Source organism: Klebsiella sp. RC2 (genome assembly GCF_014192815.1).
GTDB classification, from domain to species: Bacteria; Pseudomonadota; Gammaproteobacteria; order Enterobacterales; family Enterobacteriaceae; genus Klebsiella; species Klebsiella variicola.
Genome location: NZ_JACHYL010000008.1, coordinates 23,625 through 49,258, shown reverse-complemented (window position 1 = coordinate 49,258; position 25,634 = coordinate 23,625). Strand labels below are relative to the sequence as shown.

At 57.0% G+C, this 25,634-nt stretch carries 27 protein-coding genes and 3 tRNA genes; 17 read left to right on the top strand and 13 right to left on the bottom strand.

Annotation, left to right across the window (positions count from 1 at the left end; translation table 11 throughout):
* Positions 1-2: 2 nt before the first annotated feature.
* Together FHW76_RS22110 and FHW76_RS22105 are read left to right on the top strand one after the other, a co-directional pair.
* Positions 3-899: an HlyD family secretion protein gene (locus FHW76_RS22110; protein WP_117107025.1), complete on the top strand. Its 897-nt coding sequence runs from the start codon at positions 3-5 to the stop codon at positions 897-899.
* The gene (locus tag FHW76_RS22105) at positions 899-2,923 is read left to right on the top strand and encodes an FUSC family protein (RefSeq protein WP_183476996.1); all 2,025 of its coding nucleotides are present in this window, start codon (positions 899-901) and stop codon (positions 2,921-2,923) included. Before FHW76_RS22110 ends, FHW76_RS22105 begins: the two co-directional genes overlap by 1 nt.
* Here the strand turns inward: FHW76_RS22105 and sodC are convergent.
* From sodC to FHW76_RS22090, 3 genes are all read right to left on the bottom strand, one after another.
* Positions 2,916-3,437: a superoxide dismutase [Cu-Zn] SodC gene (gene sodC / locus FHW76_RS22100; protein WP_012541520.1), complete on the bottom strand. Its 522-nt coding sequence runs from the start codon at positions 3,435-3,437 to the stop codon at positions 2,916-2,918. The genes FHW76_RS22105 and sodC overlap by 8 nt on opposite strands.
* Before the next feature lie 69 nt (positions 3,438-3,506).
* Entirely contained in the window at positions 3,507-4,403 is an 897-nt protein-coding gene (locus FHW76_RS22095; protein ID WP_008804627.1) for an aldo/keto reductase family oxidoreductase, read from the bottom strand.
* A 48-nt stretch (positions 4,404-4,451) separates the two neighbouring features.
* Entirely contained in the window at positions 4,452-4,694 is a 243-nt protein-coding gene (locus tag FHW76_RS22090; RefSeq protein ID WP_008804626.1) for a DUF1289 domain-containing protein, read from the bottom strand.
* A gap of 139 nt (positions 4,695-4,833) precedes the next feature.
* On the opposite strand from FHW76_RS22090, the gene FHW76_RS22085 reads away from it, so the two are divergent.
* The 4 genes from FHW76_RS22085 to rnt all read left to right on the top strand — a co-directional run bounded on the left by FHW76_RS22085 (position 4,834) and on the right by rnt (position 7,855).
* Complete coding sequence (locus FHW76_RS22085) at positions 4,834-5,433, top strand: TetR/AcrR family transcriptional regulator (RefSeq protein WP_008804625.1); 600 nt, start codon at positions 4,834-4,836, stop codon at positions 5,431-5,433.
* A 53-nt stretch (positions 5,434-5,486) separates the two neighbouring features.
* Positions 5,487-6,584: an alkene reductase gene (locus FHW76_RS22080; RefSeq protein ID WP_008804624.1), complete on the top strand. Its 1,098-nt coding sequence runs from the start codon at positions 5,487-5,489 to the stop codon at positions 6,582-6,584.
* A 78-nt stretch (positions 6,585-6,662) separates the two neighbouring features.
* Positions 6,663-7,070, top strand: coding sequence for a lactoylglutathione lyase (gloA, locus tag FHW76_RS22075; RefSeq protein ID WP_002907764.1), 408 nt, complete (start codon positions 6,663-6,665; stop codon positions 7,068-7,070).
* A 137-nt stretch (positions 7,071-7,207) separates the two neighbouring features.
* Entirely contained in the window at positions 7,208-7,855 is a 648-nt protein-coding gene (gene rnt / locus FHW76_RS22070) for a ribonuclease T (protein ID WP_008804623.1), read from the top strand.
* A gap of 47 nt (positions 7,856-7,902) precedes the next feature.
* Here the strand turns inward: rnt and FHW76_RS22065 are convergent, their stop codons facing one another.
* Positions 7,903-8,250: a Grx4 family monothiol glutaredoxin gene (locus FHW76_RS22065; protein WP_002907768.1), complete on the bottom strand. Its 348-nt coding sequence runs from the start codon at positions 8,248-8,250 to the stop codon at positions 7,903-7,905.
* Between the two features lie 340 nt (positions 8,251-8,590).
* Between FHW76_RS22065 and FHW76_RS22060 the strand changes: the two genes are divergently transcribed.
* Complete coding sequence (locus FHW76_RS22060) at positions 8,591-9,463, top strand: C40 family peptidase (protein ID WP_012968037.1); 873 nt, start codon at positions 8,591-8,593, stop codon at positions 9,461-9,463.
* Here the strand turns inward: FHW76_RS22060 and FHW76_RS22055 are convergent.
* Complete coding sequence (locus tag FHW76_RS22055; protein ID WP_012541516.1) at positions 9,418-9,903, bottom strand: AraC family transcriptional regulator; 486 nt, start codon at positions 9,901-9,903, stop codon at positions 9,418-9,420. The genes FHW76_RS22060 and FHW76_RS22055 overlap by 46 nt on opposite strands.
* A 482-nt stretch (positions 9,904-10,385) precedes the next feature.
* Between FHW76_RS22055 and sodB the strand changes: the two genes are divergently transcribed.
* Positions 10,386-10,967: a superoxide dismutase [Fe] gene (gene sodB / locus FHW76_RS22050; RefSeq protein WP_117126951.1), complete on the top strand. Its 582-nt coding sequence runs from the start codon at positions 10,386-10,388 to the stop codon at positions 10,965-10,967.
* Between the two features lie 61 nt (positions 10,968-11,028).
* On the opposite strand, the gene FHW76_RS22045 is transcribed toward sodB, so the two are convergent.
* Both FHW76_RS22045 and FHW76_RS22040 read right to left on the bottom strand, forming a co-directional pair.
* Entirely contained in the window at positions 11,029-12,195 is a 1,167-nt protein-coding gene (locus tag FHW76_RS22045; RefSeq protein ID WP_002907773.1) for an MFS transporter, read from the bottom strand.
* 167 nt (positions 12,196-12,362) lie between these two features.
* The gene (locus FHW76_RS22040) at positions 12,363-12,455 is read right to left on the bottom strand and encodes a YnhF family membrane protein (RefSeq protein WP_012968036.1); all 93 of its coding nucleotides are present in this window, start codon (positions 12,453-12,455) and stop codon (positions 12,363-12,365) included.
* 292 nt (positions 12,456-12,747) lie between these two features.
* On the opposite strand from FHW76_RS22040, the gene purR reads away from it, so the two are divergent.
* Entirely contained in the window at positions 12,748-13,773 is a 1,026-nt protein-coding gene (gene purR / locus FHW76_RS22035; RefSeq protein WP_004202888.1) for an HTH-type transcriptional repressor PurR, read from the top strand.
* Positions 13,774-13,792: 19 nt separating this feature from the next.
* Here purR and punR read toward each other — a convergent pair whose 3' ends face one another.
* A complete protein-coding gene (punR, locus tag FHW76_RS22030) occupies positions 13,793-14,704 on the bottom strand; it encodes a DNA-binding transcriptional activator PunR (protein ID WP_008804618.1) in 912 nt (303 codons plus the stop codon).
* Positions 14,705-14,816: 112 nt separating this feature from the next.
* Between punR and punC the strand changes: the two genes are divergently transcribed.
* Positions 14,817-15,998 carry a purine nucleoside transporter PunC gene (gene punC / locus FHW76_RS22025; protein ID WP_012541514.1) on the top strand — a complete coding sequence of 394 codons (1,182 nt, stop codon included), beginning with the start codon at positions 14,817-14,819 and terminating at the stop codon, positions 15,996-15,998.
* A 293-nt stretch (positions 15,999-16,291) separates the two neighbouring features.
* Positions 16,292-17,440, top strand: coding sequence for a cyclopropane fatty acyl phospholipid synthase (gene cfa, locus FHW76_RS22020; RefSeq protein WP_008804616.1), 1,149 nt, complete (start codon positions 16,292-16,294; stop codon positions 17,438-17,440).
* A gap of 35 nt (positions 17,441-17,475) precedes the next feature.
* Here cfa and FHW76_RS22015 read toward each other — a convergent pair whose 3' ends face one another.
* Positions 17,476-18,111: a riboflavin synthase gene (locus tag FHW76_RS22015; protein WP_012541513.1), complete on the bottom strand. Its 636-nt coding sequence runs from the start codon at positions 18,109-18,111 to the stop codon at positions 17,476-17,478.
* 229 nt (positions 18,112-18,340) lie between these two features.
* On the opposite strand from FHW76_RS22015, the gene mdtK reads away from it, so the two are divergent.
* Entirely contained in the window at positions 18,341-19,714 is a 1,374-nt protein-coding gene (mdtK, locus tag FHW76_RS22010; protein WP_012541512.1) for an MdtK family multidrug efflux MATE transporter, read from the top strand.
* 177 nt (positions 19,715-19,891) lie between these two features.
* Positions 19,892-20,356, top strand: a complete 465-nt coding sequence (gene asr / locus FHW76_RS22005) for an acid resistance repetitive basic protein Asr (protein ID WP_046882409.1) — start codon at positions 19,892-19,894, stop codon at positions 20,354-20,356.
* Positions 20,357-20,496: 140 nt separating this feature from the next.
* On the opposite strand, the gene FHW76_RS22000 is transcribed toward asr, so the two are convergent.
* The gene (locus FHW76_RS22000) at positions 20,497-21,075 is read right to left on the bottom strand and encodes a TIGR00730 family Rossman fold protein (protein ID WP_008804612.1); all 579 of its coding nucleotides are present in this window, start codon (positions 21,073-21,075) and stop codon (positions 20,497-20,499) included.
* A gap of 254 nt (positions 21,076-21,329) precedes the next feature.
* Between FHW76_RS22000 and FHW76_RS21995 the strand changes: the two genes are divergently transcribed.
* From FHW76_RS21995 to FHW76_RS21985, 3 genes are all read left to right on the top strand, one after another.
* A tRNA-Val gene (locus FHW76_RS21995) sits at positions 21,330-21,406 on the top strand.
* 4 nt (positions 21,407-21,410) lie between these two features.
* Positions 21,411-21,487: transfer RNA gene (locus FHW76_RS21990), tRNA-Val, on the top strand.
* 4 nt (positions 21,488-21,491) lie between these two features.
* Positions 21,492-21,568, top strand: a tRNA-Val gene (locus FHW76_RS21985).
* Between the two features lie 781 nt (positions 21,569-22,349).
* On the opposite strand, the gene FHW76_RS26505 is transcribed toward FHW76_RS21985, so the two are convergent.
* Both FHW76_RS26505 and FHW76_RS21975 read right to left on the bottom strand, forming a co-directional pair.
* On the bottom strand, positions 22,350-22,733 hold the full coding sequence (locus FHW76_RS26505; RefSeq protein ID WP_260182326.1) for a hypothetical protein: 384 nt from the start codon (positions 22,731-22,733) through the stop codon (positions 22,350-22,352).
* Positions 22,734-22,894: 161 nt separating this feature from the next.
* Positions 22,895-23,647 (bottom strand): SDR family oxidoreductase, encoded by a 753-nt coding sequence (locus FHW76_RS21975; RefSeq protein ID WP_039103684.1) that lies wholly within the window; start codon positions 23,645-23,647, stop codon positions 22,895-22,897.
* 98 nt (positions 23,648-23,745) lie between these two features.
* On the opposite strand from FHW76_RS21975, the gene FHW76_RS21970 reads away from it, so the two are divergent.
* Entirely contained in the window at positions 23,746-24,672 is a 927-nt protein-coding gene (locus tag FHW76_RS21970; protein WP_032730545.1) for an AraC family transcriptional regulator, read from the top strand.
* On the opposite strand, the gene FHW76_RS21965 is transcribed toward FHW76_RS21970, so the two are convergent.
* Positions 24,669-25,553, bottom strand: a complete 885-nt coding sequence (locus FHW76_RS21965; RefSeq protein WP_032700936.1) for a LysR substrate-binding domain-containing protein — start codon at positions 25,551-25,553, stop codon at positions 24,669-24,671. The genes FHW76_RS21970 and FHW76_RS21965 overlap by 4 nt on opposite strands.
* Between the last annotated feature and the right edge of the window lie 81 nt (positions 25,554-25,634).

Here is a 25,634-nt window from a genome sequence, read left to right as displayed (position 1 = left end):
CTATGAAAAAACTAAAATATCTGTCAACGCTGTTGGTTGCGGCCATCGCCCTGATCGCCGCATGGCTGTTATGGAATTTCTACACCCAGTCCCCCTGGACCCGCGACGGCAAAGTGCGTGCAGAGCAGGTCGGGATCACCCCTCAGGTCTCCGGTAGCATTCTGCAGTTGAACGTGACGGACAACCAACGGGTCAACGCCGGGGATGTTCTGTTCACTATCGACGACACCCCCTACCGTATCGCCGTGCTGAACGCCCAGGCGCAGCAGGCGAAAGCGCAAGCCGAGGTGGCGAAAGCGCAGGCTGAGCAAACGAAGGCCGCCAGCGAGGCACGTCGTCGTCGCAACCTGTCGCAGAATGCGATCTCGGCTGAAGATCTTGAGAACGTCAACACCGCGCTGAATACGGCCACCACCAACCTGGCGGCCGCCAGAGCGGGACTGGGCGTCAGCGAAGCGATGCTGAAACATGCGCAATGGCAGCTAAGCCAAACAACGGTCAAAGCGCCAGTGGACGGCTGGGTGACCAACCTTTCCACCCGCGTCGGTGATTACGCTACCACCGGCCATCCGGTCTTTGCCCTGGTGGACAGCCATTCGTTTTACGTACTGGGCTACTTCGAAGAGACCAAACTGCGCCACATTCGCATCGGCGATCCGGCACAAATTATTCTCTATAGCAATCAGCAGACGCTAAAGGGCCATGTCGCGAGCATCGGCCGCGCGATTGTCGACCAGAGCGTGGAACAGGGAACCGGGCTGGTGGCCAACATCAAACCAAATATCCCCTGGGTTCGTCTCGCCCAACGCGTTCCGGTGCGAATTGCCTTTGATACGCTGCCGGCCGATGTCACCCTGGTCTCCGGCACCACCTGCACTGTCTCAATTGGCGGGCAGTAATGAACCTGCAGACCCTGTCGTGGCGCGCACTCCCCTGGGTTAAAGCCACCCGGCCGCAGTGGCGGTACGCATTGCGCAACGGCATCGCGATGTGTCTTGCGCTGAGTATCGCCTATGCGCTGGATCTTGATGAGCCCTACTGGGCGATGACGTCCGCGGCGGTGGTCAGCTTTCCCACCGTCGGCGGCGTGATCAGTAAAAGCTTTGGCCGCATCGCCGGCAGCCTGCTCGGCGCCTGCGCCGCCTTGCTGCTGGCGGGCCATACGCTGAACGATCCCTGGCTGTTTCTGTTCAGTATTTCCGGCTGGCTGGCGCTGTGCACCTGGGCCTGCGCGCTGTTCACCAACAACGTGGCCTACGCCTTTCAGCTTGCCGGCTATACCTGCGCCATCATCGCGTTTCCGGTGATTAACATCAGCGACAGCTACGAACTTTGGGTGATCGCCCAGTCGCGCGTCTGCGAAGTCATCGTTGGGATCCTCTGCGGCGGACTCATGATGATGATCCTGCCCAGCACCTCCGACGGCAGCAACCTGCTGACGGCCCTGAAAACCATGCACGCCCGGCTGCTGGAGCACGCCAGCCTGCTGTGGGTGCCGGAGACGACGGATGCCATCCGCACCGCTCACGAAAGCGTGATTGGTCAGATCCTCACCATGAACCTGCTGCGCATCCAGGCCTTCTGGAGTCACTACCGCTTCCGTCGGCAGAATCCCCTGCTGAACTACCTGCTGCATCAGCAGCTCCGAATGACCAGCGTCATTTCCAGTCTGCGACGTATGTTGCTGAACTGGCCGGACGCGCCGGCGAACACTCGTCAGGTGCTGGAGTCGCTGCTTGCTGAACTCGCTGCTCCCCATGCTGACAGCTATCATGTCGCCCGCATTCTGGCGCCTCTGGCGCCGCCGCCGGAGGCCGATTACCGTCATATCGCCTTTTGGGCGCGACTGCGCTATTTCTGTCGCATTTATCTGGAAAGCAGTCGCTGGATCCGCCGGGTAGAGAATGCGTCGGCGATCGCCGAGTTCAACGTACCTTCGGCGCCAGCCCTGGCCCGCCACACCGACCAGGCAGAGGCCTTGCTCAATGGCATCCGTACTTTTTGCGCGCTGGTGGCGATTGGCGCATGGGGGATCAGCACCCAGTGGACCAGCTGCGCGGCTGCCCTGACCCTGGCCTCCATCTGCTGCGTGCTCTATTCGGTCTCGGCTTCGCCGTTTCGATCGCTGACGCTGCTGATGCAGACCCTGGTGCTGCTGTCGCTGTTCAGTTTTGTGGTGAAGTTCGGCCTGATGGTGCAGATAACCGACCTGTGGCAGTTTCTGCTATTTCTGTTCCCGCTGCTGACCACCATGCAGTTGCTCAAGCTACAGTGGCCCAAATATGCCGGCCTGTGGGGACAGCTTATCGTGTTTATGGGCTCGTTTATCTCCGTCACCAATCCGCCGGTGTACGACTATGCGGCTTTTTTCAATGATAACTTAAGCAAGATTGTCGGCGTGGGCTTTGCCTGGCTGGCTTTTGCGGTGCTCAGCCCGGGCTCAGACGCCCGTAAAGGACGGCGCCATATCAGAGCGTTACGGCGTCACTTTGTCGATCAGCTCAGCCGCCATCCCCAGCACAGCGAACATGAATTTGAATCGCTGGTGTACCACCATGTCAGCCAGCTCAGTCAGAGTAAAGATGCCCTGGCACGGCGCTGGCTACTACGTTGGGGGGTGGTGTTGCTCAACTGCTCGCACGTCGTCTGGCAGCTTCGGGAATGGGAAACCCGCTCCGATCCCCTCGCCCAGGTGCGCGACCTGTGCATCAATTTGCTGCGCGATGTGATGAGCGAGCGCGGCGTGCAGCAGCGCCCGCTGGCCTCCACCCTGCAGGAGCTGCTGCGGATCTGCGACGTCCTGAACCACCATCATCAGCCAGCGGCCCGGGAGCTGGCCGCCGCAATCTGGCGACTGTATTGCGCCCTGTCACAGCTGGAACAGGCCCCGATCGCCGGCACGATTGGCGAAGGAACTACTTAATCACCCCGCAGGCAAACCGCTCGCCGCCGCCGCCCAGCGGCTGCGGGTTGTCGGCCATATTATCGCCGCCCACGTGGACCATCAGCGCTTTCCCCTTCACCTCATTCAGCGTTTTCAGACGTGGGGCAATAATTGGCTGGTCGGCCACGCCCGCGTCGTTGACCACCAGCAGAGGCAGATCGCCAAGATGCCCGGTGCCCAGCGGCCCTTCGTGTTTCCCGGTATGTTGCGGGTCATAATGTCCGCCCGCCGCCCCGGCGGCCACCGCTTTGCCCTCTTTCATCGCCGGCTGGCAGCTGCCTTCGGCATGAATATGAAAGCCGTGCTTGCCCGGCGGCAATGCCCGCAGTTCGGGGGCGAACTCGAGGCCGCGGTCGGTTTCGGTGATTTTTACACTGCCGATGGACTGCCCGACGCCCTGGGGGGTCACGAGATTAAGTTGAACATCTTCACTGACGGCCTGTGCGCCAGCGCAAAATGCGAGGGATAAGATCGCGAGAATACATCGTTGCATAACACCTCCGGATGGCTGTCTCCCTGTTAAGTGTAAACCAGGAACGCCTTTCCGGAGGCGAAATGCCCGTTACGGTACGTCGTAACCGAGCGCGGCTTTGCGGATACGGAACCACTGCTGACGGGTCATGCTAAGTTTTTCGGCCACGATCGCGGAACGCACGCGTTCGATTTTGCCCGAGCCGATAATCGGCAGCGGCTGCGAGGGCAGACGCAATATCCAGGCGTAGACCACCTGCTCGATGCTGTCGGCATTGAGCTCATGCGCTACCTGCGCCAGCTCATCGCGCAGCGGCTGGAAGCCCTCTTCATTGAACAGGCGTCCGCCGCCAAGGCAGGACCACGCCATCGGACGAATACGCAGCTGCTGCAGCTGATCGAGCGTGCCGTCGAGCAACAGCGGCTGATGCACCGGCGAGATTTCGACCTGATTGGTGGCCAGGGTAAACGGCAGGCGCGACTGCAGAAGAGTGAACTGGGCTGGGGTAAAGTTCGATACGCCAAAGTGGCGCACTTTTCCGCTGTGATGCAGCGCGAGGAACGCCTCAGCCACTTCATCGGCATTCATTAGCGGATCCGGCCGATGGATCAGCAGCAGATCGAGATGGTCCGTCGCCAGATTACGCAGCGATTGCTCAGCGCTCAGCACGATGTGGTCGCGGTCGGTGATATAGTGGCCGATGGTGTTTTCAGCCCGCGCCCGGGTGGCGATGCCGCATTTGCTGACAATTTCCATGCGATTACGCAGATGCGGCGCCAGCTTCAGCGCTTCGCCAAAGGCAGCCTCACACTGATAATCGCCATAGATATCGGCGTGATCGACAGTGGTTACGCCTAAATCGAGATGCTGTTCAATAAAGCTGACCAGCTCGCCTGGCGACATTTTCCAGTCCATCAGACGCCAGTAGCCCATCACAAAACGCGAAAATTCCGGCCCCTGGGGAGCCATAGCAATACGCTGAACCATAACCGCTTCCTCAATAAAAAAGTGTACTGAGTATACGTACTTTTTGGTTTAAAACAGTGAGGGTTGCTGCGGTTCTTCCGCCGGTTCCGGCTTGTTCGCGCGTATTTTGCGCAGCAGCCGTTGGCGGCAGAGACGCAACACCTCCTGTTTCTGCGCATCGCTCATCGTTTGCCAGTTAAAACGTTCCTCACGGCTGCGGAAACAGCCGCGACAGTAGCCGCGCTCGTCGGTCTGACATATTCCCCGGCACGGGCTCTGCACCGGGAAAAACTCTAACTGCTCTGCCACCACACGCCTCCTGTCCCCTCGTCTCCTTTCATTGAAGACGTTTCCCCGCGCCGACGCAAATTTTGTTCACTACGTGCTGCGCCAGCTAACATTTTTCCGCCGACGCTTGCATTAGACCAATCGGTCTACTACAGTGTGCTCCATGAACAGACACAGCGAATGCGATACCCGAGAACATATCCTGGTCACCGGCGAGCAGCTCTGCATGCATCGCGGTTTTACCGGAATGGGCTTGAGCGAACTTCTGAAGACGGCGGAAGTGCCTAAGGGCTCTTTCTACCATTACTTCCGCTCTAAAGAAGCCTTCGGCGTCGCGCTGCTCGAACATCACTACACCGGATATCTGCAGCGCCTGGTCGACCACTTCGATCATGGCGACGGCAACTATCGTGACCGCCTGCTGGCTTATTATCAGCACACGCTGAATCAGTTCTGCCAGCAGGGGATTATTAGCGGCTGTCTTACCGTCAAGTTGTCGGCAGAGGTTTGCGACCTGTCGGAAGATATGCGTACCGCCATGGACCATGGTGCCAGTCAGATTATCGCCCTGCTGGGCGACGCGCTGGAGAAAGGACGTCAGGAAGGCAGTCTGGCGTTTGACGGCGAGGCCATGACCCTGTCGCAGGTGCTGTATTCCCTGTGGCTCGGGGCCAACCTGCAGGCCAAAATTACGCGTAGCGCAAGGCCGCTGGAAAGCGCCCTTGCCCACGCCAAACAGATTATTGCGGCGCCTGCGGTATAACAGGCGTTTTTATTTCATCAGTTACTAGACGACCGGTCTACTCAGGAGTCACTATGTCGGAAGCAAAATTATTCAGCCCGTTGAAAGTCGGTGCGGTCACCGTCCCTAATCGCGTATTTATGGCGCCGTTGACGCGTCTGCGCAGCATCGAGCCGGGCGATATCCCTACCCCGCTGATGGGCGAATACTACCGCCAGCGCGCCAGCTCCGGCCTGATCATCACCGAAGCGACGCAGATTTCTGCCCAGGCCAAAGGCTATGCCGGCGCGCCAGGCCTGCACAGCCCGGAGCAGATTGCCGCCTGGCAGAAAATCACCGCCGGTGTTCATGCGGAAAATGGCCGTATCGCCGTCCAGCTGTGGCACACCGGGCGTATTTCCCATAGCAGCCTGCAACCTGGCGGCGCCGCGCCGGTAGCACCGTCTGCGCTGAGCGCCGGTACTCGCACCTCCCTGCGCGATGAAAACGGCCATGCTATTCGCGCCGACACCTCGATGCCGCGTGCCCTGGAAACCGAAGAGATCCCGGGGATCGTCGACGATTTCCGTCAGGCGGTCGGCAATGCCCGTGACGCTGGCTTCGATCTGGTCGAGCTGCACTCGGCCCACGGCTATCTGCTGCACCAGTTCCTCTCGCCGTCGGCGAACCAGCGTACCGATCAGTACGGCGGCAGCGTTGAGAACCGTGCCCGTCTGGTACTGGAAGTGGTCGACGCAGTGAGCAAAGAGTGGAGCGCTGACCGGATCGGCATCCGCGTGTCGCCGATTGGCAGCTTCCAGAATGTGGATAATGGCCCGAACGAAGAAGAAGACGCGCTGTATCTGATTAGCGAACTGGCGAAACGCGGTATCGCCTATCTGCACATGTCCGAGCCGGACTGGGCGGGCGGCAAGCCGTACAGCGAAGCCTTCCGTCAGAAAGTTCGCGACCGCTTCCCGGGCGTGATCATTGGCGCTGGCGCCTACACGGTAGAAAAAGCTAACGATCTTATCAATAAAGGGCTCATTGATGCTGTGGCCTTTGGCCGCGATTACATCGCCAACCCGGATCTGGTGGCCCGTCTGCAGAAAAAAGCGGCGCTCAACCCCCAGCGCCCGGAAACTTTCTATGGCGGCGGCGCGGAAGGCTACACCGACTACCCTACGCTGTAATCCCTCCATTGATAGCGGCGACGTATCGCCGCTATACTCAAGGTTCTGATCTATCAAATAAACTGCATAGGGGACATTATGCGCTTACTCCACACCATGCTGCGCGTTGGCGACCTGCAACGTTCTATCGACTTCTATACCAACGTGTTGGGCATGAAGCTGCTGCGCACCAGCGAAAACCCGGAGTACAAGTACTCCCTCGCCTTTGTCGGCTACGGCGAAGAGAGCGAAACCGCGGTGATCGAACTGACCTATAACTGGGGCGTGGACAGCTATGAGCTGGGCACCGCCTACGGCCATATCGCGCTGAGCGTCGACAACGCCGCCGAAGCCTGCGAACGGATCCGCCAGAACGGGGGCAACGTCACCCGTGAAGCCGGCCCGGTAAAAGGCGGCACCACCGTCATCGCCTTCGTGGAAGATCCGGACGGTTACAAAATCGAGCTCATTGAAGAGAAAGATGCCGGCAAAGGTCTGGGCAACTAACGCTTCCCGAGCCAGGCCTCTTTAATGCCATGGCTCGCCCGGGCGCTGCGGCGCCCGTTGTTTTCACCCCTGCCTGCTGCAAGCCGCGGCAAAATTTGCCATAATGCGCGCTACTTTTTTCCAGCTAAGAGAATCTGATGTCCGAGAATGCTCAACTGAATGGTCTGTGCGACCGTTTCCGCGGTTTTTATCCGGTGGTGATTGATGTTGAAACCGCAGGATTTAATGCCAAAACCGACGCCCTGCTGGAGATCGCCGCCATTACGTTGAAGATGGATGAGCAAGGCTGGCTGATGCCCGATGAAACGCTGCATTTTCATGTTGAACCTTTCGAGGGCGCCAATCTGCAGCCCGAAGCGCTGGCCTTTAACGGAATTAACCCGCACGACCCGGAGCGCGGCGCCGTCAGCGAATACGATGCCCTGCATGCCATCTTCAAAATGGTACGCAAAGGGATGAAAGAGAGCGACTGCAGCCGGGCGATCATGGTGGCGCACAATGCGACCTTTGACCACAGCTTCACCATGACCGCCGCCGAACGCGCGGGGCTTAAACGCAATCCGTTCCATCCGTTTGTTACCTTCGACACCGCCGCGCTGAGCGGGCTGGCGCTGGGCCAGACGGTGCTGTCGAAAGCCTGTATCGCCGCGGGTATGGCGTTCGATGGCGCGCAGGCCCACTCCGCCCTGTACGATACCGAGCAGACGGCGCAGCTGTTTTGTGAGATTGTGAACCGCTGGAAGCGTCTGGGTGGCTGGCCGCTGCCCGTGGCCACCCCGGAGTAATAAAAAAAGCGACTTCCAGGAAGTCGCTTTTTTACGGATGGCGGGAATTACTCCGCTTTCGGCTCGTCGGTGTGGTACTTCGCCGCCGTCTCTTTGATCAGCTGCTGCAGTTCACCGCGCTGGTACATTTCGATGACGATATCGCAGCCGCCCACCAGTTCACCGTCTACCCACAGCTGCGGGAAAGTCGGCCAGTTGGCGTATTTAGGCAGCTCGGCGCGGATATCCGGGTTCTGCAGGATATCAACGTAAGCAAAACGTTCGCCACAGGCGGACAGCGCCTGAACGGCCTGGGCAGAGAAACCGCAGCTTGGCAGCTTCGGCGACCCTTTCATGTACAACAGGATCGGGTTTTCAGCGATTTGGCGTTGGATCTTTTCTAAAGTCGAGCTCATTGTCGTGCTTCCTTAAACTTCTTTCTACGGCAGTAACTTGTCATTGTAGCGTCCTGTAGGTAGGACGGATAATAACATTTTTTTCACTATTCATATTTTATCTTCTGTTGCGCGAAGTTGCCTTAAAAATATCATTTTGCCGTCGCAGGCGGGCGCTCATTGCGCATTTTCTGTGCGAGACGATCAATGTCTGACGCGTTTTCTTGCAATCGTTAACCAATCGACATTTTTGATACAAAAGAATATTAACTTTCCGGGTTTTTATGCTTTAGAATCATTCCGGTTTGTCATTCATCGTCAGGCATTTGTACATGTCTGTAATTAATCAGGGGATTGCTCAGTGGCGCGGCTAAACAAAATCGCGATATCGCTCTGTGCATTACTGTTCACATCTATCTCATTCACGCCACTGGCTCAGGCGTCAGGGCATACGCACGCCTCCGCTTCGCCAAAGGCGTTGCCCGCGAAAAGTGGCTCAGAGCGCAAGAAAAAAGCTACCAGTCAAAAAAGTAAAACCACCGCTAAAACCACCAGTAAAAAGTCCTCGAGCACCCGGCTCCCTTCCCGCACTACCGCAGCAAGCCAAACCGCACTTCATCGTCAGGCCGCCGGCGCGACGAAAAAATGCGTGCTGCGTAAAGGTTATAAAAAGCAGTGCGCGAAAACAGTCGCCGCCAGCGCCGAGCCGACCCTGGCGCTGAACAGCGTCAAAAGCAAATGCGTGGTGCGTAAGGGCTATAAAAAACGCTGTAAACCTGAGGCCAGCGATGCGAATTTAACGATCGCCGACGCCCATAAAGTCCGGGTGCAGAAAGCGCAAAGTACCGCCATGAACAAATTGATGGGCCAGTTGGGTAAACCCTATCGCTGGGGCGGCACCTCGCCACGTACCGGTTTTGACTGCAGCGGACTGGTTTATTACGCCTATAAGGACCTGGTCAAAATTCACATCCCGCGTACGGCTAATGAAATGTACCACCTGCGCGATGCGCGTCCGGTGGATCGTGATGAACTGCAGAGCGGCGATTTGGTCTTCTTCCGCACCCGCGGACGCGGTACTGCCGACCACGTTGGCGTCTACGTCGGCAACGGGAAATTTATTCAGTCACCACGCACAGGTCGTGATATACAAATCACCTCCCTGAGCGAGGATTACTGGGTTCGCCATTATGTTGGCGCTCGTCGCGTCATGACTCCGAAAACCATTCGCTGATCCTGGTCTGCCGCTACGGCGGCAGACCGCCTCACCTGCGCGTCTTTCCCTTCTACCGTCAAAGGATACTGCATATTCATCTCCTTGCCCGGCGCTTCCCGACGATAGCGGGTGGGCGACATACCAAAGTGACGGTGAAAGGTCCGGCAGAAAGCGGCCTGTCCGTCGTATCCCAGGCACTGAGAAATACTCTGTATCGACGCTTGCGTCTGCGTTAAATAGATTGTCGCAATGGTCATTTTTCGCCGACTGACGTAGTTCGCCAGCGTGCAGCCGGTCACCATGGCGAACTGCCGCTGGAAATACCAGTGCGAATAACCGGACTTTTTCGCAATCGTGCTGACCGGCAGGGTGTCTAAAATATGGGCTTCGATCCAGTCAACGATCCCCTGCACAACCGGGATCATCTTCGGGCTCACCGCCTCACCTGTTTTTGCCATCGTAGCCATCCTGTGGGAAATTCATGTCGGCGGTCATATTTGTCATACAAATAGCAAAATAGACAATGAATTATTGGCATAGCGGCGATTGCCTGGGCGCATATTTTAATTAAGCCATTAATTTTAAAGACATATCACCCTCAACCATGATGCGCGGCTGCGATCGTCAGAGAAAAACAGAAGACGTTAAACCTTCCCTGCGAGAGTCGGAAAAGCGCAGACGGCGTCTCCTTATACATTTTTGCAACATCTGCGAGCGGTTTGACGCCTCGCCCCGTAGAAAACGGTTAAGCCTTCATCAGTTGCGCCTGCGGCAATAGCCTTTATCGTTGTAAGGCTTTTCACTGCTTGCGGCAAATGTTAACATTCTCAATACAATAACAGCCCGTGACGCGACAGCGTCGGGTGGCCAGAACACGATTCAGATGAAAACCTCATCTTGTCAATGTGAGATAAAACAAAAAGTTATAAGGAGAGTAGCAATGTCGTTTGAATTACCTGCATTACCATATGCAAAAGACGCCCTGGCGCCGCACATTTCCGCAGAAACCCTGGAATATCACTACGGTAAACACCACCAGGCGTATGTCACTAACCTCAACAACCTGACCAAAGGCACTGCGTTCGAAGGCAAATCTCTTGAAGAGATCGTCCGCACTTCTGAAGGCGGCGTATTCAACAACGCAGCCCAGGTCTGGAACCACACCTTCTACTGGAACTGCCTGGCGCCGAACGCCGGCGGCGAACCGGAAGGCGAGTTAGCGGCCGCGATTGCCAAATCCTTCGGCAGCTTTGCGGATTTTAAAGCCAAATTTACCGATGCCGCAGCGAAAAACTTCGGCGCGGGCTGGACCTGGCTGGTCAAAAATGCCGACGGCAGCCTGGCTATCGTCTCCACCAGCAACGCCGGTACCCCGCTGACCACCGACGCGAAGCCGCTGCTGACCGTTGACGTCTGGGAACACGCCTACTACATCGACTACCGCAATGCCCGTCCAAGCTACCTGGACCATTTCTGGGCGCTGGTTAACTGGAAGTTTGTTGCGGCCAACCTGGCGGCATAAACGACAAACCGCAGCAGGGTCTCCCCGGCTGCGGTTTTTTTAGCCCTTCCCTACACTCGCGTTACTGGCTGGCAAAGGCCTCTTCCGGCTGCGCTCGTCCGCTGAACCAGACCAGCAGCAGCGCCAGACCGGCGATAATCGCCCCCATCACCGGCACAAACGCATAGCCCAGTCCGCCAGAGATCACCGCCCCACCGGCGGCGGCGCCCAGCGCGTTGCCGAGGTTGAACGCGCCGATATTCACCGAAGAAGAGAGCCCCGGCGCTTCATGCGCCACGCGCATGACCCGCATCTGCAGCGGCGGAACCACCGCAAAGGTGGCTGCGCCCCAGACAATCATGCTGATGGCCGCTCCAGCCTGGGATTGCGCCAGCAGCGGGATCGCCAGCATGATCGCCATCAGCAGCAGCAGAAAGCCTTTCAGCGTGCCAGAGACCGACCGGTCGGCGAATTTGCCGCCCAGATAGTTGCCCAGCGAAAAACCAACGCCAATCAGCACCAGCATCGCGGTAATAAACAGCGATGAAGCGTGGGTCAGCGTATTGAGCACTGGCGAGATATAGGTATACAGCGTAAACATTGCCCCGGCACCGAGCACGGTAGTCAGCAAGGCGGAGAGTACCTGCGGGCGTAGCAGGACTGAAAGCTCTTTTTTGACATCCGGGCGCTCACCGGCGCTGCCCTTCGGCAGAGAGAACCACAGACTGACCATCGCCAGCAGGCCTAACCCCGCGGTGGCCAGGAAGGACATCCGCCAGCCGATGGTTTCGCCAAGCCAGGTCGCCGCCGGTACACCGCCGATGTTGGCGATGGTGAGCCCCATAAACATCGTGGCTACCGCGCTGGCCTGCTTATGCTTTGGCACGACGCTGGCTGCGACCACTGATCCCAGGCCAAAGAAAGCACCGTGGTTAAGGCTGGTAATAATGCGCGACAGCAGCAAGGTGGTGTAATCCGGCGCAATGGATGACAGCAGGTTGCCGACGGTGAAGATCCCCATCAGAAAAATCAGCGCATTGCGCCGTGCGCGATGCGACAACAGCAGGGTCATCAACGGCGCGCCGACCATTACGCCGATGGCATACGCACTGATCAGCATTCCCGCTACCGGTATCGAGACGTCCACACCTTTCGCAATCACCGGCAGCAATCCCATTGGGGAGAACTCGGTGGTACCGATGCCAAAGGCGCCGATCGCCAGCGCAAGTAAAGGAAAGTTGATTTTCATTCAATGACTCCATCAGACCGTCAGAGAGGACGGCGTAACATCAGAAGCCAAAAGCATGACATCAATCACAAAAAAACAAAAGTGAACGAAATGACAAAAGATTTTTGCAGAATTGATAATAATGGCGGGATACGGGGAGGAGGCCGCGCTCCTCCCTCACTGGAACATTAGTGCAGTATGGCGGTCAGGCTGAAAGCAACGATCACGCCGAGGGCAATAACCGTGGTGATCAGCGAAAACTTTAAATTGGTATCCATCATTTTTCCCTCTTGTTATCCCCACACCAAAAGTGAGCTTGCTCATTTTTGCACAAAAAATCGCAAAAATCTTCCGGGATTTAGGGCGATGCACATTTTTGCTCTTCCACTTTGCCCCAAGATCGGACAAAATCCCACGCTAATTTAAAAGCGTATCGGCCATTGACCCCTTCCTGTCGTTCTGTGTCGTTTTCCCGACGTGATGCAATGTTGAAAATTGTATTCAGGGTGTGTGTAGGCAAACGTTTACGTATCGATGATCAGGCGATCAGGTCAAGGCATGGAGTGAGATGTAATGGCAACTATTAAAGATGTAGCGAAGCGCGCAAACGTTTCCACTACAACTGTATCACATGTAATTAACAAAACCCGTTTCGTTGCCGAAGAGACGCGCAATGCGGTGTGGGCGGCGATCAAAGAGCTGCACTACTCGCCGAGCGCCGTGGCCCGCAGCCTGAAAGTCAATCATACAAAATCGATTGGTCTGCTGGCGACCAGTAGCGAAGCCGCCTATTTTGCTGAAATTATTGAGTCTGTTGAAAAGAGCTGCTTCCAGAAGGGCTACACCCTGATCCTCGGCAACGCATGGAACGATCCGGAAAAACAGCGCGCCTATTTGTCGATGATGGCACAGAAGCGTGTCGACGGCCTGCTGGTGATGTGTTCCGAATATCCGGATTCGGTATTGAGCATGCTGGAAGAGTATCGCCATATCCCGATGGTGGTGATGGACTGGGGCGAAGCAAAAGCCGACTTCACCGATGCGGTGATCGATAACGCCTTCCAGGGCGGCTATATCGCCGGACGCTACCTGATTGAACGTGGCCATCGTGAAATCGGCGTGATCCCGGGTCCGCTGGAGCGCAACACCGGCGCAGGCCGCCTGGCCGGCTTTATGCAGGCGATGAAAGAGGCGCATATCAGCGTGCCGGAAAACTGGATTGTGCAGGGCGACTTCGAGCCGGAGTCCGGCTACCGCGCTATGCAGCAGATCTTAAGCCAGCAGCACCGTCCGACGGCGGTGTTCTGCGGCGGCGATATCATGGCGATGGGCGCTATCTGCGCGGCGGATGAAATGGGGCTGCGGGTGCCGCAGGACATTTCGCTGATCGGTTATGATAATGTGCGTAACGCCCGCTATTTCAGCCCGGCGTTAACCACTATTCATCAGCCGAAAGATTCCCTGGGCGAAGCCGCATTTAACATGCTGTTGGATCGTATCGTTAATAAGCGTGAAGAGTCGCAGTCTATCGAAGTTCATCCTCGTCTGGTCGAACGCCGCTCCGTGGCGGATGGCCCGTTTGTCGATTATCGTCGGTAAGGCATCTGGCGGGCGCGGATCACTCCGGCGCCCGCAGCCATTCCCGATTCAGCGTGTCGCTGTCCCCCAGATAGTCGAGCATCCAGTTCAGCGCCGGTGAGGCATCACTCTGCTGCCAGGTCAGACAGCAGGCGGCATCCGGGAACGGATTCTCCAGCGCCAGCGCGGTCCACTCGCCGCGATCTACCCATGGTCGGGCGAAATGGCTCGGCACCATGCCGACGCAGAGGCCCGCCGACAGACAGGTGGCCGACGATTCCCAGTCGGGGACCACCACCCTCTTCTGGTTATCCAGCAGCCAGGTTGTTCGTTTGGGCAGTGAACGTGACGTATCCTCCCGCACCAGCGACGGCCAGTTACGCAGGACATCATCGCTCAGGGGTCCCTCCATCTTCGCCAGCGGGTGATCGCTCGCCACCACGCAGTCCCAGCTCAGCATCCCCATATCGCGAAACGCATAGCGGCCCCCGACCGGAATAGATCGCGTTGCGCCAATCGCCAGTTCTACACGGCCGTCGGCCAGCGCATCCCATACGCCGTTGAACACTTCCTGAAAGACGATCAGCTCGACGTCGGGAAAGTGGCGATAGAAATCGACGATCATCTGGCGCATCCGCGCCGGTTTCACAATATCATCCACCGCGATCGACAGCTGCCCGCGCCAGCCGTTGGCGATTTGCTGGCACTGCTGGCGGGTGATCTGCATTTTTTTGATAACAGAGCGCCCTTCCTGTAAGAACCAGACCCCTGCGGGCGTCAGCTCCACATCACGATGGCGGCGCTCAAACAAGGGAACGGCCAGCCACTCTTCAAGCTGACGCACGGTATAGCTGATGGCGGAGGGCACCCGGTGCAGCTCCTGCGCGGCCGCGCTGAAGCTGCCGTTGCGGGCCACGGCATCAACCACTTCCAGAGAGTATTCAGACCACATTTTCTGCCTGCAAAATTTTTGAATGCATGTGACAAATATTAGCGTTTCACAAGCCACAATGCACTCCCTACACTCTGCGGCATCGTACCTGTACTCCAAAAATGAGAACGTTATGTCACAACCTGGGAAAGGATTTTTAGTCTGGCTGGCCGGCCTGAGCGTGCTGGGCTTTCTGGCCACCGATATGTACCTGCCGGCGTTTGCCGCCATGCAGCAGGATCTCAATACCTCCGCTGCCTCCATCAGCGCCAGCCTGAGCCTGTTCCTCGCCGGCTTCGCGCTGGGGCAGCTGTTCTGGGGGCCGCTGTCGGACCGCTATGGGCGCAAACCGGTGCTGTTGAGCGGCCTGGCAATTTTCGCGGCCGGCTGTCTGGGGATGCTGTGGGTGCACAACGCTACCCTGATGCTGGCGCTGCGCTTTTTGCAGGCGATTGGCGTCTGTGCCGCGGCCGTTACCTGGCAGGCGATGGTCACCGATTACTATCCTGCCCAGCGCACGAACCGCATCTTCGCCACCATTATGCCGCTGGTAGGACTGTCGCCAGCGCTGGCCCCGCTGCTGGGTAGCTGGCTACTGGTGCACTTCGAGTGGCAAGCCATCTTCGCCACCCTGTTTGCCATCACTCTGCTGCTGATGCTGCCTGCCCTGCGCCTGAAGGCAGCCGCAAAGTCGGTAGCAGTGACGCAGCAGAAGATCACCTTTCTCGCGCTGCTGCGCTCCCGGGAATACAGCGGCAACGTCCTGATCTACGCCGCCTGCTCCGCCAGCTTCTTCGCCTGGCTTACCGGTTCACCTTTTATCCTGCACGAAATGGGCTATGGCCCAACCGCTATCGGCCTGAGCTATATCCCACAGACCATCGCCTTTCTGGTGGGCGGCTATGGTTGTCGCGCGCTGCTGCAAAAATGGTCAGGACAACAGATGCTGCCGTGGCTGCTGGTGGTCTTCGCCGTCAGCGTTGCCGCCACCTGGCTGGTCGGCCTGCAAACGCATGCCTCGCTGGTGGCGTTAATGATCCCGTTCTGCATGATGGCGGTGGTCAACGGCGGGATCTATCCCATTGTGGTCGCCCAGGCGCTGAAACCCTTCCCGCAGGCAACGGGCCGCGCGGCGGCGCTGCAGAATACGCTGCAGCTGGGATTGTGCTTCCTGACCAGTTTGCTGGTATCGGCGCTGATCGCCACGCCGCTGCTGACCACCACCAGCGTGATGCTGGTCTCGATTGGCTTAGCCGGAATCGGCTATCGCCTGCAGCAAACGCCGGAGCTGACCCCCCACTCTTCCCACGCGTAACGCCCATCGCCGTTGCCCGGACCAGTCGTTAGCATGCTAAGAAAATTTTATTGAAAGCCAGTACTTAGCGTCCTATACTGGATCCGGGTTCACATAAATAGAAAATAGTTAAATATTAACGGATGCAGGATGCCTCCGTTTCACCATGGAAGGCCTTTCGGCAAGGGTTATCTCCCTTCCTCTGTTCTACGTCGGATAGCGACTTCACGGATTATCCGTGAGATTTCTCACAAAGCCAAAAAAGCGTCTACGCTGTTTTAAGGTTCTGATCACTTGGGCGTGATGGAGAAGCTATGAGTTCATCGTGTATAGAAGAAGTAAGTGTACCAAATGATGACTGGTACCGGATTGCAGCTGAATTATTGGGCCGTGCGGGAATAGAAATCAATGGCTCCGCGCCGTCAGACCTGCGAATTAAAAACCCTCTTTTCTTTAAACGTGTCCTGCAGGAGGGGTCGCTGGGGTTAGGCGAAAGCTATATGGACGGCTGGTGGGACTGCGAGCGTCTGGATATATTCTTCCACAAAGTGCTTCGCGCCGGACTGGAAAAACAGCTCCCTCACCATTTCAAAGATACACTCCGCATCGCAGGCGCTCGCCTGTTCAATCTGCAAAGTAAAAAACGCGCCTGGATTGTTGGCAAAGAGCATTACGATCTCGGCAACGATCTCTTCAGCCGAATGCTTGACCCCTACATGCAGTATTCCTGCGGATACTGGAAAGAGGCGCAAACCCTCGAAGCGGCGCAGCAGGCTAAACTGGACCTCATCTGTCGTAAGCTGGAGCTTGAGCCGGGGATGCGGGTACTGGATATCGGCTGTGGATGGGGCGGGCTCGCCGAGTATATGGCGCGAAATTACCAGGTCAGCGTTGTCGGCGTGACCATCTCCGCCGAGCAGCAAAAGATGGCCCAGGCGCGCTGCGCTGATCTTGACGTGGAGATTCGGCTCCAGGACTATCGCGATCTGCACGACAGCTTTGACCGTATCGTCTCCGTCGGTATGTTCGAGCACGTGGGACCGAAAAATTACGCCACCTACTTTGAGGTCGCGGATCGTAATTTGAAACCCAACGGCCGTTTCTTACTGCACACCATCGGTTCCAAAGTCACCGACCATAACGTCGACCCGTGGATCGATAAATATATCTTCCCCAACGGCTGTCTGCCGTCGGTTCGGCAGATCGCCGATGCCAGCGAGAAGCACTTTGTGATGGAAGACTGGCATAACTTCGGCGCCGATTATGACACCACCCTGATGGCCTGGTATGAGCGTTTTCTCGCCAGCTGGCCGGAAATTGCCGATAACTATTCTGAACGTTTCAAACGGATGTTCAGCTATTATCTGAACGCCTGCGCCGGCGCCTTCCGCGCCCGTGACATTCAGCTCTGGCAGGTAGTGTTCTCGCGCGGCATTGAACATGGGCTACGCATCGCCCGCTAACAAAATCTCCCCCGCTCACCGGCGGGGGATTTTTTTCAGGCTTCATTCACCTTAGACGCAACGTCTTTCGCGGCCAGCACGCGTTCAACCGTATCGACAACCGCCTGAGTTTGCGGGTCAATCTCAATATTGACGCGGTCACCCAGCTTTTTCGCGCCCAGCGTGGTCCGCTGCAGCGTTTCCGGGATAAGATGCACGCAGAAGCGGGTTGCCGTCACCTCGCCCACCGTCAGGCTAATGCCATCAATACCGATGAAACCTTTATAAAGGATATATTTCATCAGCGTCGGATCCTGCACTTTAAACCAGATCTGACGGTTATTTTCGGAAGTGAGGATCTTCACGATTTCCGCGGTGGTCATAATATGGCCGGACATCAGATGCCCGCCGATTTCATCACTGAATTTCGCCGCCCGCTCGACGTTCACTTCATCCCCGATCTGAATATCGCCGAGGTTGGTAATCCGCAGCGTCTCTTTCATCAGATCGAAGCTGATGTGCGCGCCGTTTATTTCGGTCACCGTCAGGCAACAGCCGTTATTGGCTACCGAGGCGCCGGTTTCCAGCCCCTCCAGCATATGCGCCGGTAGCTCCACCACATGGGTGCGAAAATTAGGTTTATCATCAATGGAGACCACTTTCGCGGTTCCCTGAACAATACCAGTAAACATGTTAGGCTCCTGTTGAAAATCATGACGGTATCATTACCGTTTTCGCTATCGGGAACAATAACAGGAGGGCAAAGCGGTTGCCAGCGCGCTTCGTGCCTCGACTCTTTTTTCACTGGCTTAATGGCTAATCCTCGCTACAATAGACTGGAAATTCCTCATTTTTATCCCCTTGCTGCCAGTTACGGCGGCTTTTTTAGTCTCAAAATAACAACAAAATAAAGGTGTTCACGTGCAGAAGTATTTCGTTGAAGCGCGTCAGTTATTAGCTCTGGCTATACCCGTCATCCTTGCGCAGGTGGCGCAGACAGCGATGGGTTTTGTCGATACCGTGATGGCGGGTGGCTACAGCGCCACGGATATGGCCGCCGTGGCCATCGGGACCTCCATCTGGCTGCCGGCGATCCTCTTTGGACACGGGCTGCTGCTGGCGCTGACCCCGGTGGTGGCGCAGCTTAACGGCTCCGGACGGCGGGATCGCATCGCACAGCAGGTGCGTCAGGGCTTCTGGCTGGCCGGCTTTGTCTCGGTGCTGATTATGGTCGTGCTGTGGAACGCCGGCTATATCATCAGCTCCATGCATAATATCGACCCGCTGTTGGCTGAGAAGGCGGTTGGCTATCTGCGCGCGCTGCTGTGGGGCGCGCCGGGCTATCTGTTCTTCCAGGTTGCCCGTAATCAGTGTGAAGGGCTGGCGAAAACCAAACCCGGGATGGTCATGGGCTTTATCGGCTTACTGGTCAACATTCCGGTGAACTATATCTTTATCTATGGTCATTTCGGCATGCCCGAGCTGGGCGGTGTCGGCTGTGGCGTAGCGACTGCTTCGGTTTACTGGGTGATGTTCGCCAGCATGCTGTGGTGGGTGCGTCGGGCGCGTTCGATGCGAGATATCCGCTGCGCCGAGCGCTTCAGCCGCCCCGATGTCGCCGTCCTGTTACGGCTGGTGCAGCTGGGGCTGCCCATTGCTCTGGCGCTGTTCTTTGAAGTCACGCTGTTTGCCGTCGTCGCGCTGCTGGTCTCCCCGCTGGGGATCATTGACGTCGCCGGTCACCAGATCGCGCTTAACTTCAGCTCATTGATGTTCGTTCTGCCGCTATCGCTGGCGGCGGCGGTCACCATTCGCGTCGGCTTCCGTCTCGGACAAGGTTCAACGATCGATGCCCAGGTTTCGGCCCGCACCGGCGTGGGCGTGGGCGTCTGTCTGGCGGTATTTACCGCTATCTTTACCGTGCTGATGCGTGAACAGATTGCCCTGCTGTATAACGATAATCCCGAGGTGGTGCTGCTGGCCTCACACCTGATGCTGCTGGCGGCTATCTATCAGATCTCCGACTCCATCCAGGTGATCGGCAGCGGCATTCTGCGCGGCTATAAAGATACCCGGTCTATCTTTTTTATTACCTTTACCGCGTACTGGGTGCTGGGTTTGCCGAGCGGCTATCTGCTGGCGTTGACCGATATGGTTGTGCCACGCATGGGGCCCGCCGGTTTCTGGTGTGGATTTATCATCGGCCTGACCTCCGCCGCCATCATGATGATGCTGCGGATGCGTTTTCTACAGCGCCAGCCCTCCAGCATCATCTTACAGCGCGCCGCGCGCTAGTCCCTGCAAAGCCCGCCCCTCCGGCGGGCTTTTTCGTTCTCCGGCATTGCGACCACGTTGTACATTCCGTTACTCCCCGACACCAAAGACTCACTGATGGCACTCCCCGAGACGCATATAGTGTGGTCAACAGCCCCGCAGTGGGGTTACTCAAGAAACCAATTCGAGGATTTCAGAATGAAAAAAGTATTAGCTCTGGTTGTTGCCGCTGCTATGGGTCTGTCATCAGTTGCTTTCGCTGCCGATGCCGCAAGCGCCACCCCGGCCGCAGCTGCCAGCCATACCACCGTTCACCATAAGAAACATCACAAAGCGGCCGCGAAACCGGCAGCCGAGCAGAAAGCCCAGGCGGCGAAGAAACACCACAAAGCCGCTGCAAAACCGGCTGCTGAGCAAAAAGCCCAGGCGGCGAAGAAACACCATAAAGCCGCTGCGAAACCGGCAGTCGCGCAGAAAGCCCAGGCGGCGAAGAAACACCATAAAGCCGCTGCGAAACCGGCAGTCGCGCAGAAAGCGCAGGCTGCGAAGAAACACCACAAAGCTGCTGCGAAACCGGCAGTCGCGCAGAAAGCGCAGGCTGCAAAGAAACATCATAAAGCGGCACACCACGCAGCTAAACCGGCGGTTAAACCTGCGGCATAATGGTCAGGGCGTTAAGGTGATAAACCGGCGCAGAACAGCGCCGGTTTTTTTTCAGGAGGACATCATGCTGCAACGCTATCGCTTCGAATTGCTGCTGTTACTGCTCATCGTCTGCGCGCTGTTTACCCTGCGCTTGATGTTTAAATAGCGGGCTGCTGAACCCATTTACGGGCCGGCGGCGTATAGTCGCGAAAACCGGCGATAATCTCGTCTGCCGAGGTAGCAAACGGCAGCATCTCCGCGTAGCGCGGGTGCATAAATCCTTCCCGTACCATGTTGTCGACCATCGCCTGAAGCGGATCGTAATAACCCTTGATATTCAGGAACGCGCACGGTTTCTCATGGATCCCCAGTTGCGCCCAGGTCCATTGTTCGAAAATCTCTTCGAGCGTCCCCGCCCCGCCCGGCAGGGCAATAAAGCCATCCGCCAGCGCCGCCATTTTGGTTTTCCGCTCGTGCATATCCTCGACCACATGCAGCTCCGTCAAGCCGCGGTGGGCAATTTCCCGCTCCACCAGGCCGCGCGGCATCACGCCGATCACCACGCCACCGGCCTCCAGCGCCGCATCGGCGACCGCCCCCATCAGACCGACTTTGCCGCCGCCATAGACAAGCGCCAGCCCCTGCTGCGCCAGCGTACGTCCGACCAGACGGGCGGTGTCGAGATACAGCGGATGTTCGCCAGCTGAAGAACCGCAAAAAATACCAATCGATTTCATCTTCGTTATGACTCCTTCTCTTCTGGTGGCCGATAATTTAACACAACGGCAACCCTACCGCGCAGAGTTAGACGGGCAGAAAAAAGCGAGTCATGACGCTCGCTGGCGAAGAAATATCCTTGTGGTTCAGTAAAATATATCCGGAATGGGTAAAAGTTCCGCAATCGCATGCAATGTGCAAGAAAAGTGACGTTTACCTCTTGCCACATCCTCTCCCTGCCGCTAATATGCGTCCCCGTTGTCACCACAACATTGCGTTCGTAGCTCAGTTGGTTAGAGCACCACCTTGACATGGTGGGGGTCGTTGGTTCGAGTCCAATCGAACGCACCATAATGCGTTTATAGCTCAGTTGGTTAGAGCACCACCTTGACATGGTGGGGGTCGTTGGTTCGAGTCCAATTAAACGCACCATAATGCGTCTGTAGCTCAGTTGGTTAGAGCACCACCTTGACATGGTGGGGGTCGATGGTTCGAGTCCATTCAGACGCACCAATCAGTTATCCTTCTGTAATTTCTGTGTTTTATCACCTGCCCCCCGATGGTATTGCTGACTTAAAATGTTGTGTATTGGCAAAGATTTTTCCTTGCATATTCCACACTCGTGCAGGGGAAGCCAACCCTTTTAGGTACATTTTTGAGCACATCGAAATGGCGCTTTAGTCCACGAACGACGGGAAAAGTAACTTTGCAGCAAGGGATTTTTTATTCTTCCTGACAGGAAAACATTTCAGGCTTCAAAAATTCAGGCGTTGACGTTACAGAATACTGCAGACAAAACTAAGGTGACGTCTATGCCATTAACCGACACGGCCATTCGTAATGGCGGCTACTCCCCCCAATGACTCGCTGACCGTTATGGATGGCCACTCCCTGTCTGTCAGCAAATCAGGAAGCAAAAATGGCACTTTCACTACTATCATAACGGAGAACAATGCAGCATGAGTTTCGGCCTCTAACCTGAAATTTCACTCAGTGTGGCCCGAATTTTACGTCATGAAGCCCGTTCACAAATTGCACAGGGTTTCGTTCCTTAGATTCAGACAAAATTAACGCTGGCAAAACGACACTTCAAGTATTTGAAAGGGCACCCATCACACTCATATTTTTATTCCACAGTCATGAACATCAAAAATCGAACAACAGACCACGCCGTTTAATTTTTAATGATAATCATTCCATTCATCATAAATATATGCATATGAAAATCGATATATCAGATACCCCACCAGGAATTCCACAACTGAAAGTAAACCCCAGAGAAATTTATATTCATTTACTGAGAAAAAAAAGAACCAGCCAGCCAGCCAGCCAGCGCGATACCTGAAGTACCTAATCCCATACCTGCTCCCCTGATAACACGGGAAAGTATGATGAGTAATGTTCGTTTTATATTCATAATCCACCAAAGAAATATTCCATACTGAAAACTATTCCCTGGCGTAAAAAAGCGAGCGCGCGGTACAGCAGGGATGAAACCCTGCCACAGTAGAATAAAGAAAGTCCAGCCCCGACCGGGCCAGACTAACTTTTTAAGATTAACGCCCGAATTACATTGAGAAATTACATATAAAAGACCTGAGCCATTGATGATGTCATAATATGGCGGGCGGTTCGCACATATCCAGAATAAGCGGCGAAAACGCACCATGAAAGACATTGGTATCCTGATTTACATCAGTAAGCGCCGCCTGACCGTTATTTCGTATAACCCGCTAATATTATCCAGTCGATACTGACAGGGATAATATTCCCCTGGCCATAAAGCGCAGCGGCAGCTTGCGCACCTACCGTCTGACAGACAAAACCCGCATATTGTCTTCAGACACGGCGAAGACTGGCCTGTGCCATCGCCAGGGCATCTTCCCCTGCCGGCAGCCGCGAAGGGGCATCAGGATCGTTCACCATCCGCCAGACGGCCTGAGCCACATCGACAGCCTGCGTCACGCTGGCGTTATCCTGGATGCTGTCGAGGATCTGCTGCCCGAGCGCCGCATAGCTCTCCGGGAGCTGGCCCATCGTTCGACGAGCGTTTTCCCCGAAGCGGGTCTGCGGGGCGCGTCCCGGCAGGATTAGCCCGACGCGAATATTAAAAGCACGGAGCTCCAGCGCCAGCGACTCCGTGAAGGCATTCACCGCCGCCTTACTCGCGGTGTATACCGCCAGCAGGGGCATCGGTTGCAGGGTGACCGCCGAGGTAATGTTAACGATGGTCCCGCTTCGGCGCGCTCTGAACCGGGGGATCACCGCCTGGGTCATGGCAATCGTTCCCAGGGTATTGGTGGCAAACAGGTCTGCTATCGCCTCGCGCGACGCGCCCTCCAGGGCATTAAGCATCCCCACCCCGGCGTTGTTAACCAGCACATCAATCTCTCCGGCTTCGGCAATGGCCTCGGCGATACTCTGCGCCGAAGTGACGTCAAGACGCACCAGCCGCAGACGGTCGCTGGCGGGCAACACACCTTCCTGCGGAGCGCGCATCGTGGCAATAACCTTCCAGCCTTGCTCGAGAAAATAACGCGCCGTCTCCAGGCCAAAACCCGATGAACAGCCGGTGATCATTATCGTTTGCATATCTCTGTCTCCGAATGGCTTCTTCCTTTTGATCATAGACAGGCCGTGTCGGACGATATAGGGTCAATAATCCATCATTCTTTAGCAGGAGTCCGGAAATGAGCGATCCGTTGGCGGAGGTTATTGCCATGCTAAATCTCAGAGCGGTGCTGACCAAAACCGTTGAGGGGGCGGGAGACTGGCGAGTGATACGCTCGGACCAGGGGTTGTCATTTTATGGCGTCGTGCTGGAAGGCGGCTGTCGGCTGGAAATAGACCAGCATGAGCCGCAGATCCTGCGCGCCGGGGATTTTATTCTGATCCCGGCGGCGTACCGCTTCGCGCTAACCAGCCTGACCCCGCCCCCTTCACCGGCGCTGGAGACCATCCCGGTGCAACTGGCGGAGGGACACTTTCGGCTTGGAGCCCTCGACAAGCCTGCGCAGATGCAGGCGCTGATTGGCCACTGCGCTTCCGGTTCAACGAACGCCAGCCTGCTGGCCTCGCTGTTGCCAGCCTTTGTGGTGGTCCGCAATCAACCGCGGCTGGCCACCTTTGTCGGGCTGCTGAAAGAGGAAGCGCAGGCGGATCGCGCGGGCAAATCTTTCGTTCTGGCGCGGATGGTTGAGCTACTTTTTATCGAGGCCATCCGTTCCTCCGGCACGCTCGCCACCCCCGGTCTGATGCGCGGGCTGAGCGACCCGCGGGTCGCCCAGGCAATCCGCCTGCTGCATCAGGCCCCCGCCAGACGCTGGACGGTCAACGCCCTGGCCGCCGACTGCGCGCTGTCTCGCTCGACGTTATTTGAACGCTTTACCGACCTGACCGGGATGACCCCGATGGGCTATCTGTTAGGCTGGCGAATGACCCTGGCCATGCAGTGGCTGAGCGAGACGGGCATCAGCATTGCGGATATCGCCGAGCGCATCGGCTATGGCTCGGCCAGCGCGTTCAGCGTAGCCTTTACCCGCTATACCGGGATATCGCCGGGGAAATATGCCCGCCAGCGGGCGACGCAGCCTCCCCCCGGGCCAGCCCTGACTTAACCGGCTGCAATCTCCGTCTGCAGCCAGCGCTCAAACACCTGCAGCGCCAGCTCTCCCTCCCCGCCACCGGGTTTGATCAGACAAAAGCGCTTGGCCAGCGTCGGGGAGCCCGGCCACGGAGCGACCAGCGTCCCGGCGCGCAGCTCGCTTTCCACATACATCTTCGGCACCAGCGCCACCCCCTGCTGACTCAGTACCGCGGCGATGGCCATCTCATGCAGATCGTAGCGCGGCCCCTGCGCCGGATTATCCAGCGCCAGCCCGCATTCCCGGGCATAGAGCAGCCAGGCGTCAGGGTTCTGCCGCCGGTGAATGCGCGGCAATCGGTTCAGTTGCCCGGGGAGATCGTCATTCGTCAGCAGCGCCGCATGACAGACCGGCAGCAGATACTCCTCGAACAAAAAGGTCACATCCATGCCAGTCCACGCCGGGTGATCAAAATGGATGGCGGCATCAAAACCGCTGCCCGGGAGGATGAAGGGATCGCTGCGGGCGGCAATATTGACCACGATATGCGGATGCTGCGCTGCAAAGCGTCCAAGCCGGGGAATTAACCAGCGGCTGGCAAAGGTGGGGAGCACGGCGATCTCCAGACTATGTCCATCGGAGGGCATCCCGCTGACGTCGTGGGTATCCCGCTCCAGACGGGCGAGGATCTCGCGGACCTGGCGGGCATAGCGGGCGCCAGCCGGATTGAGCCGCACCCGGCTCCCCGTCCTGTCGAAGAGTTTACTGTCGAGGAGCGCTTCCAGACGGGCAATCTGCCGGCTGATGGCCCCTTCCGTTAACGCGAGTTCCGCCGCCGCGCGGGCAAAGTTGCCGTGACGGGCAGCGGCCTCAAAAGCCAGTAGCGCAGCGCTGCTGGGGATTTTACGACGCATAGCCAATGCTCCTTGTGCAGTCTCACCGAAAGTCAGTGACAGAATATCACTGACCATTGAATTAACATCGTTTTTCAGCGC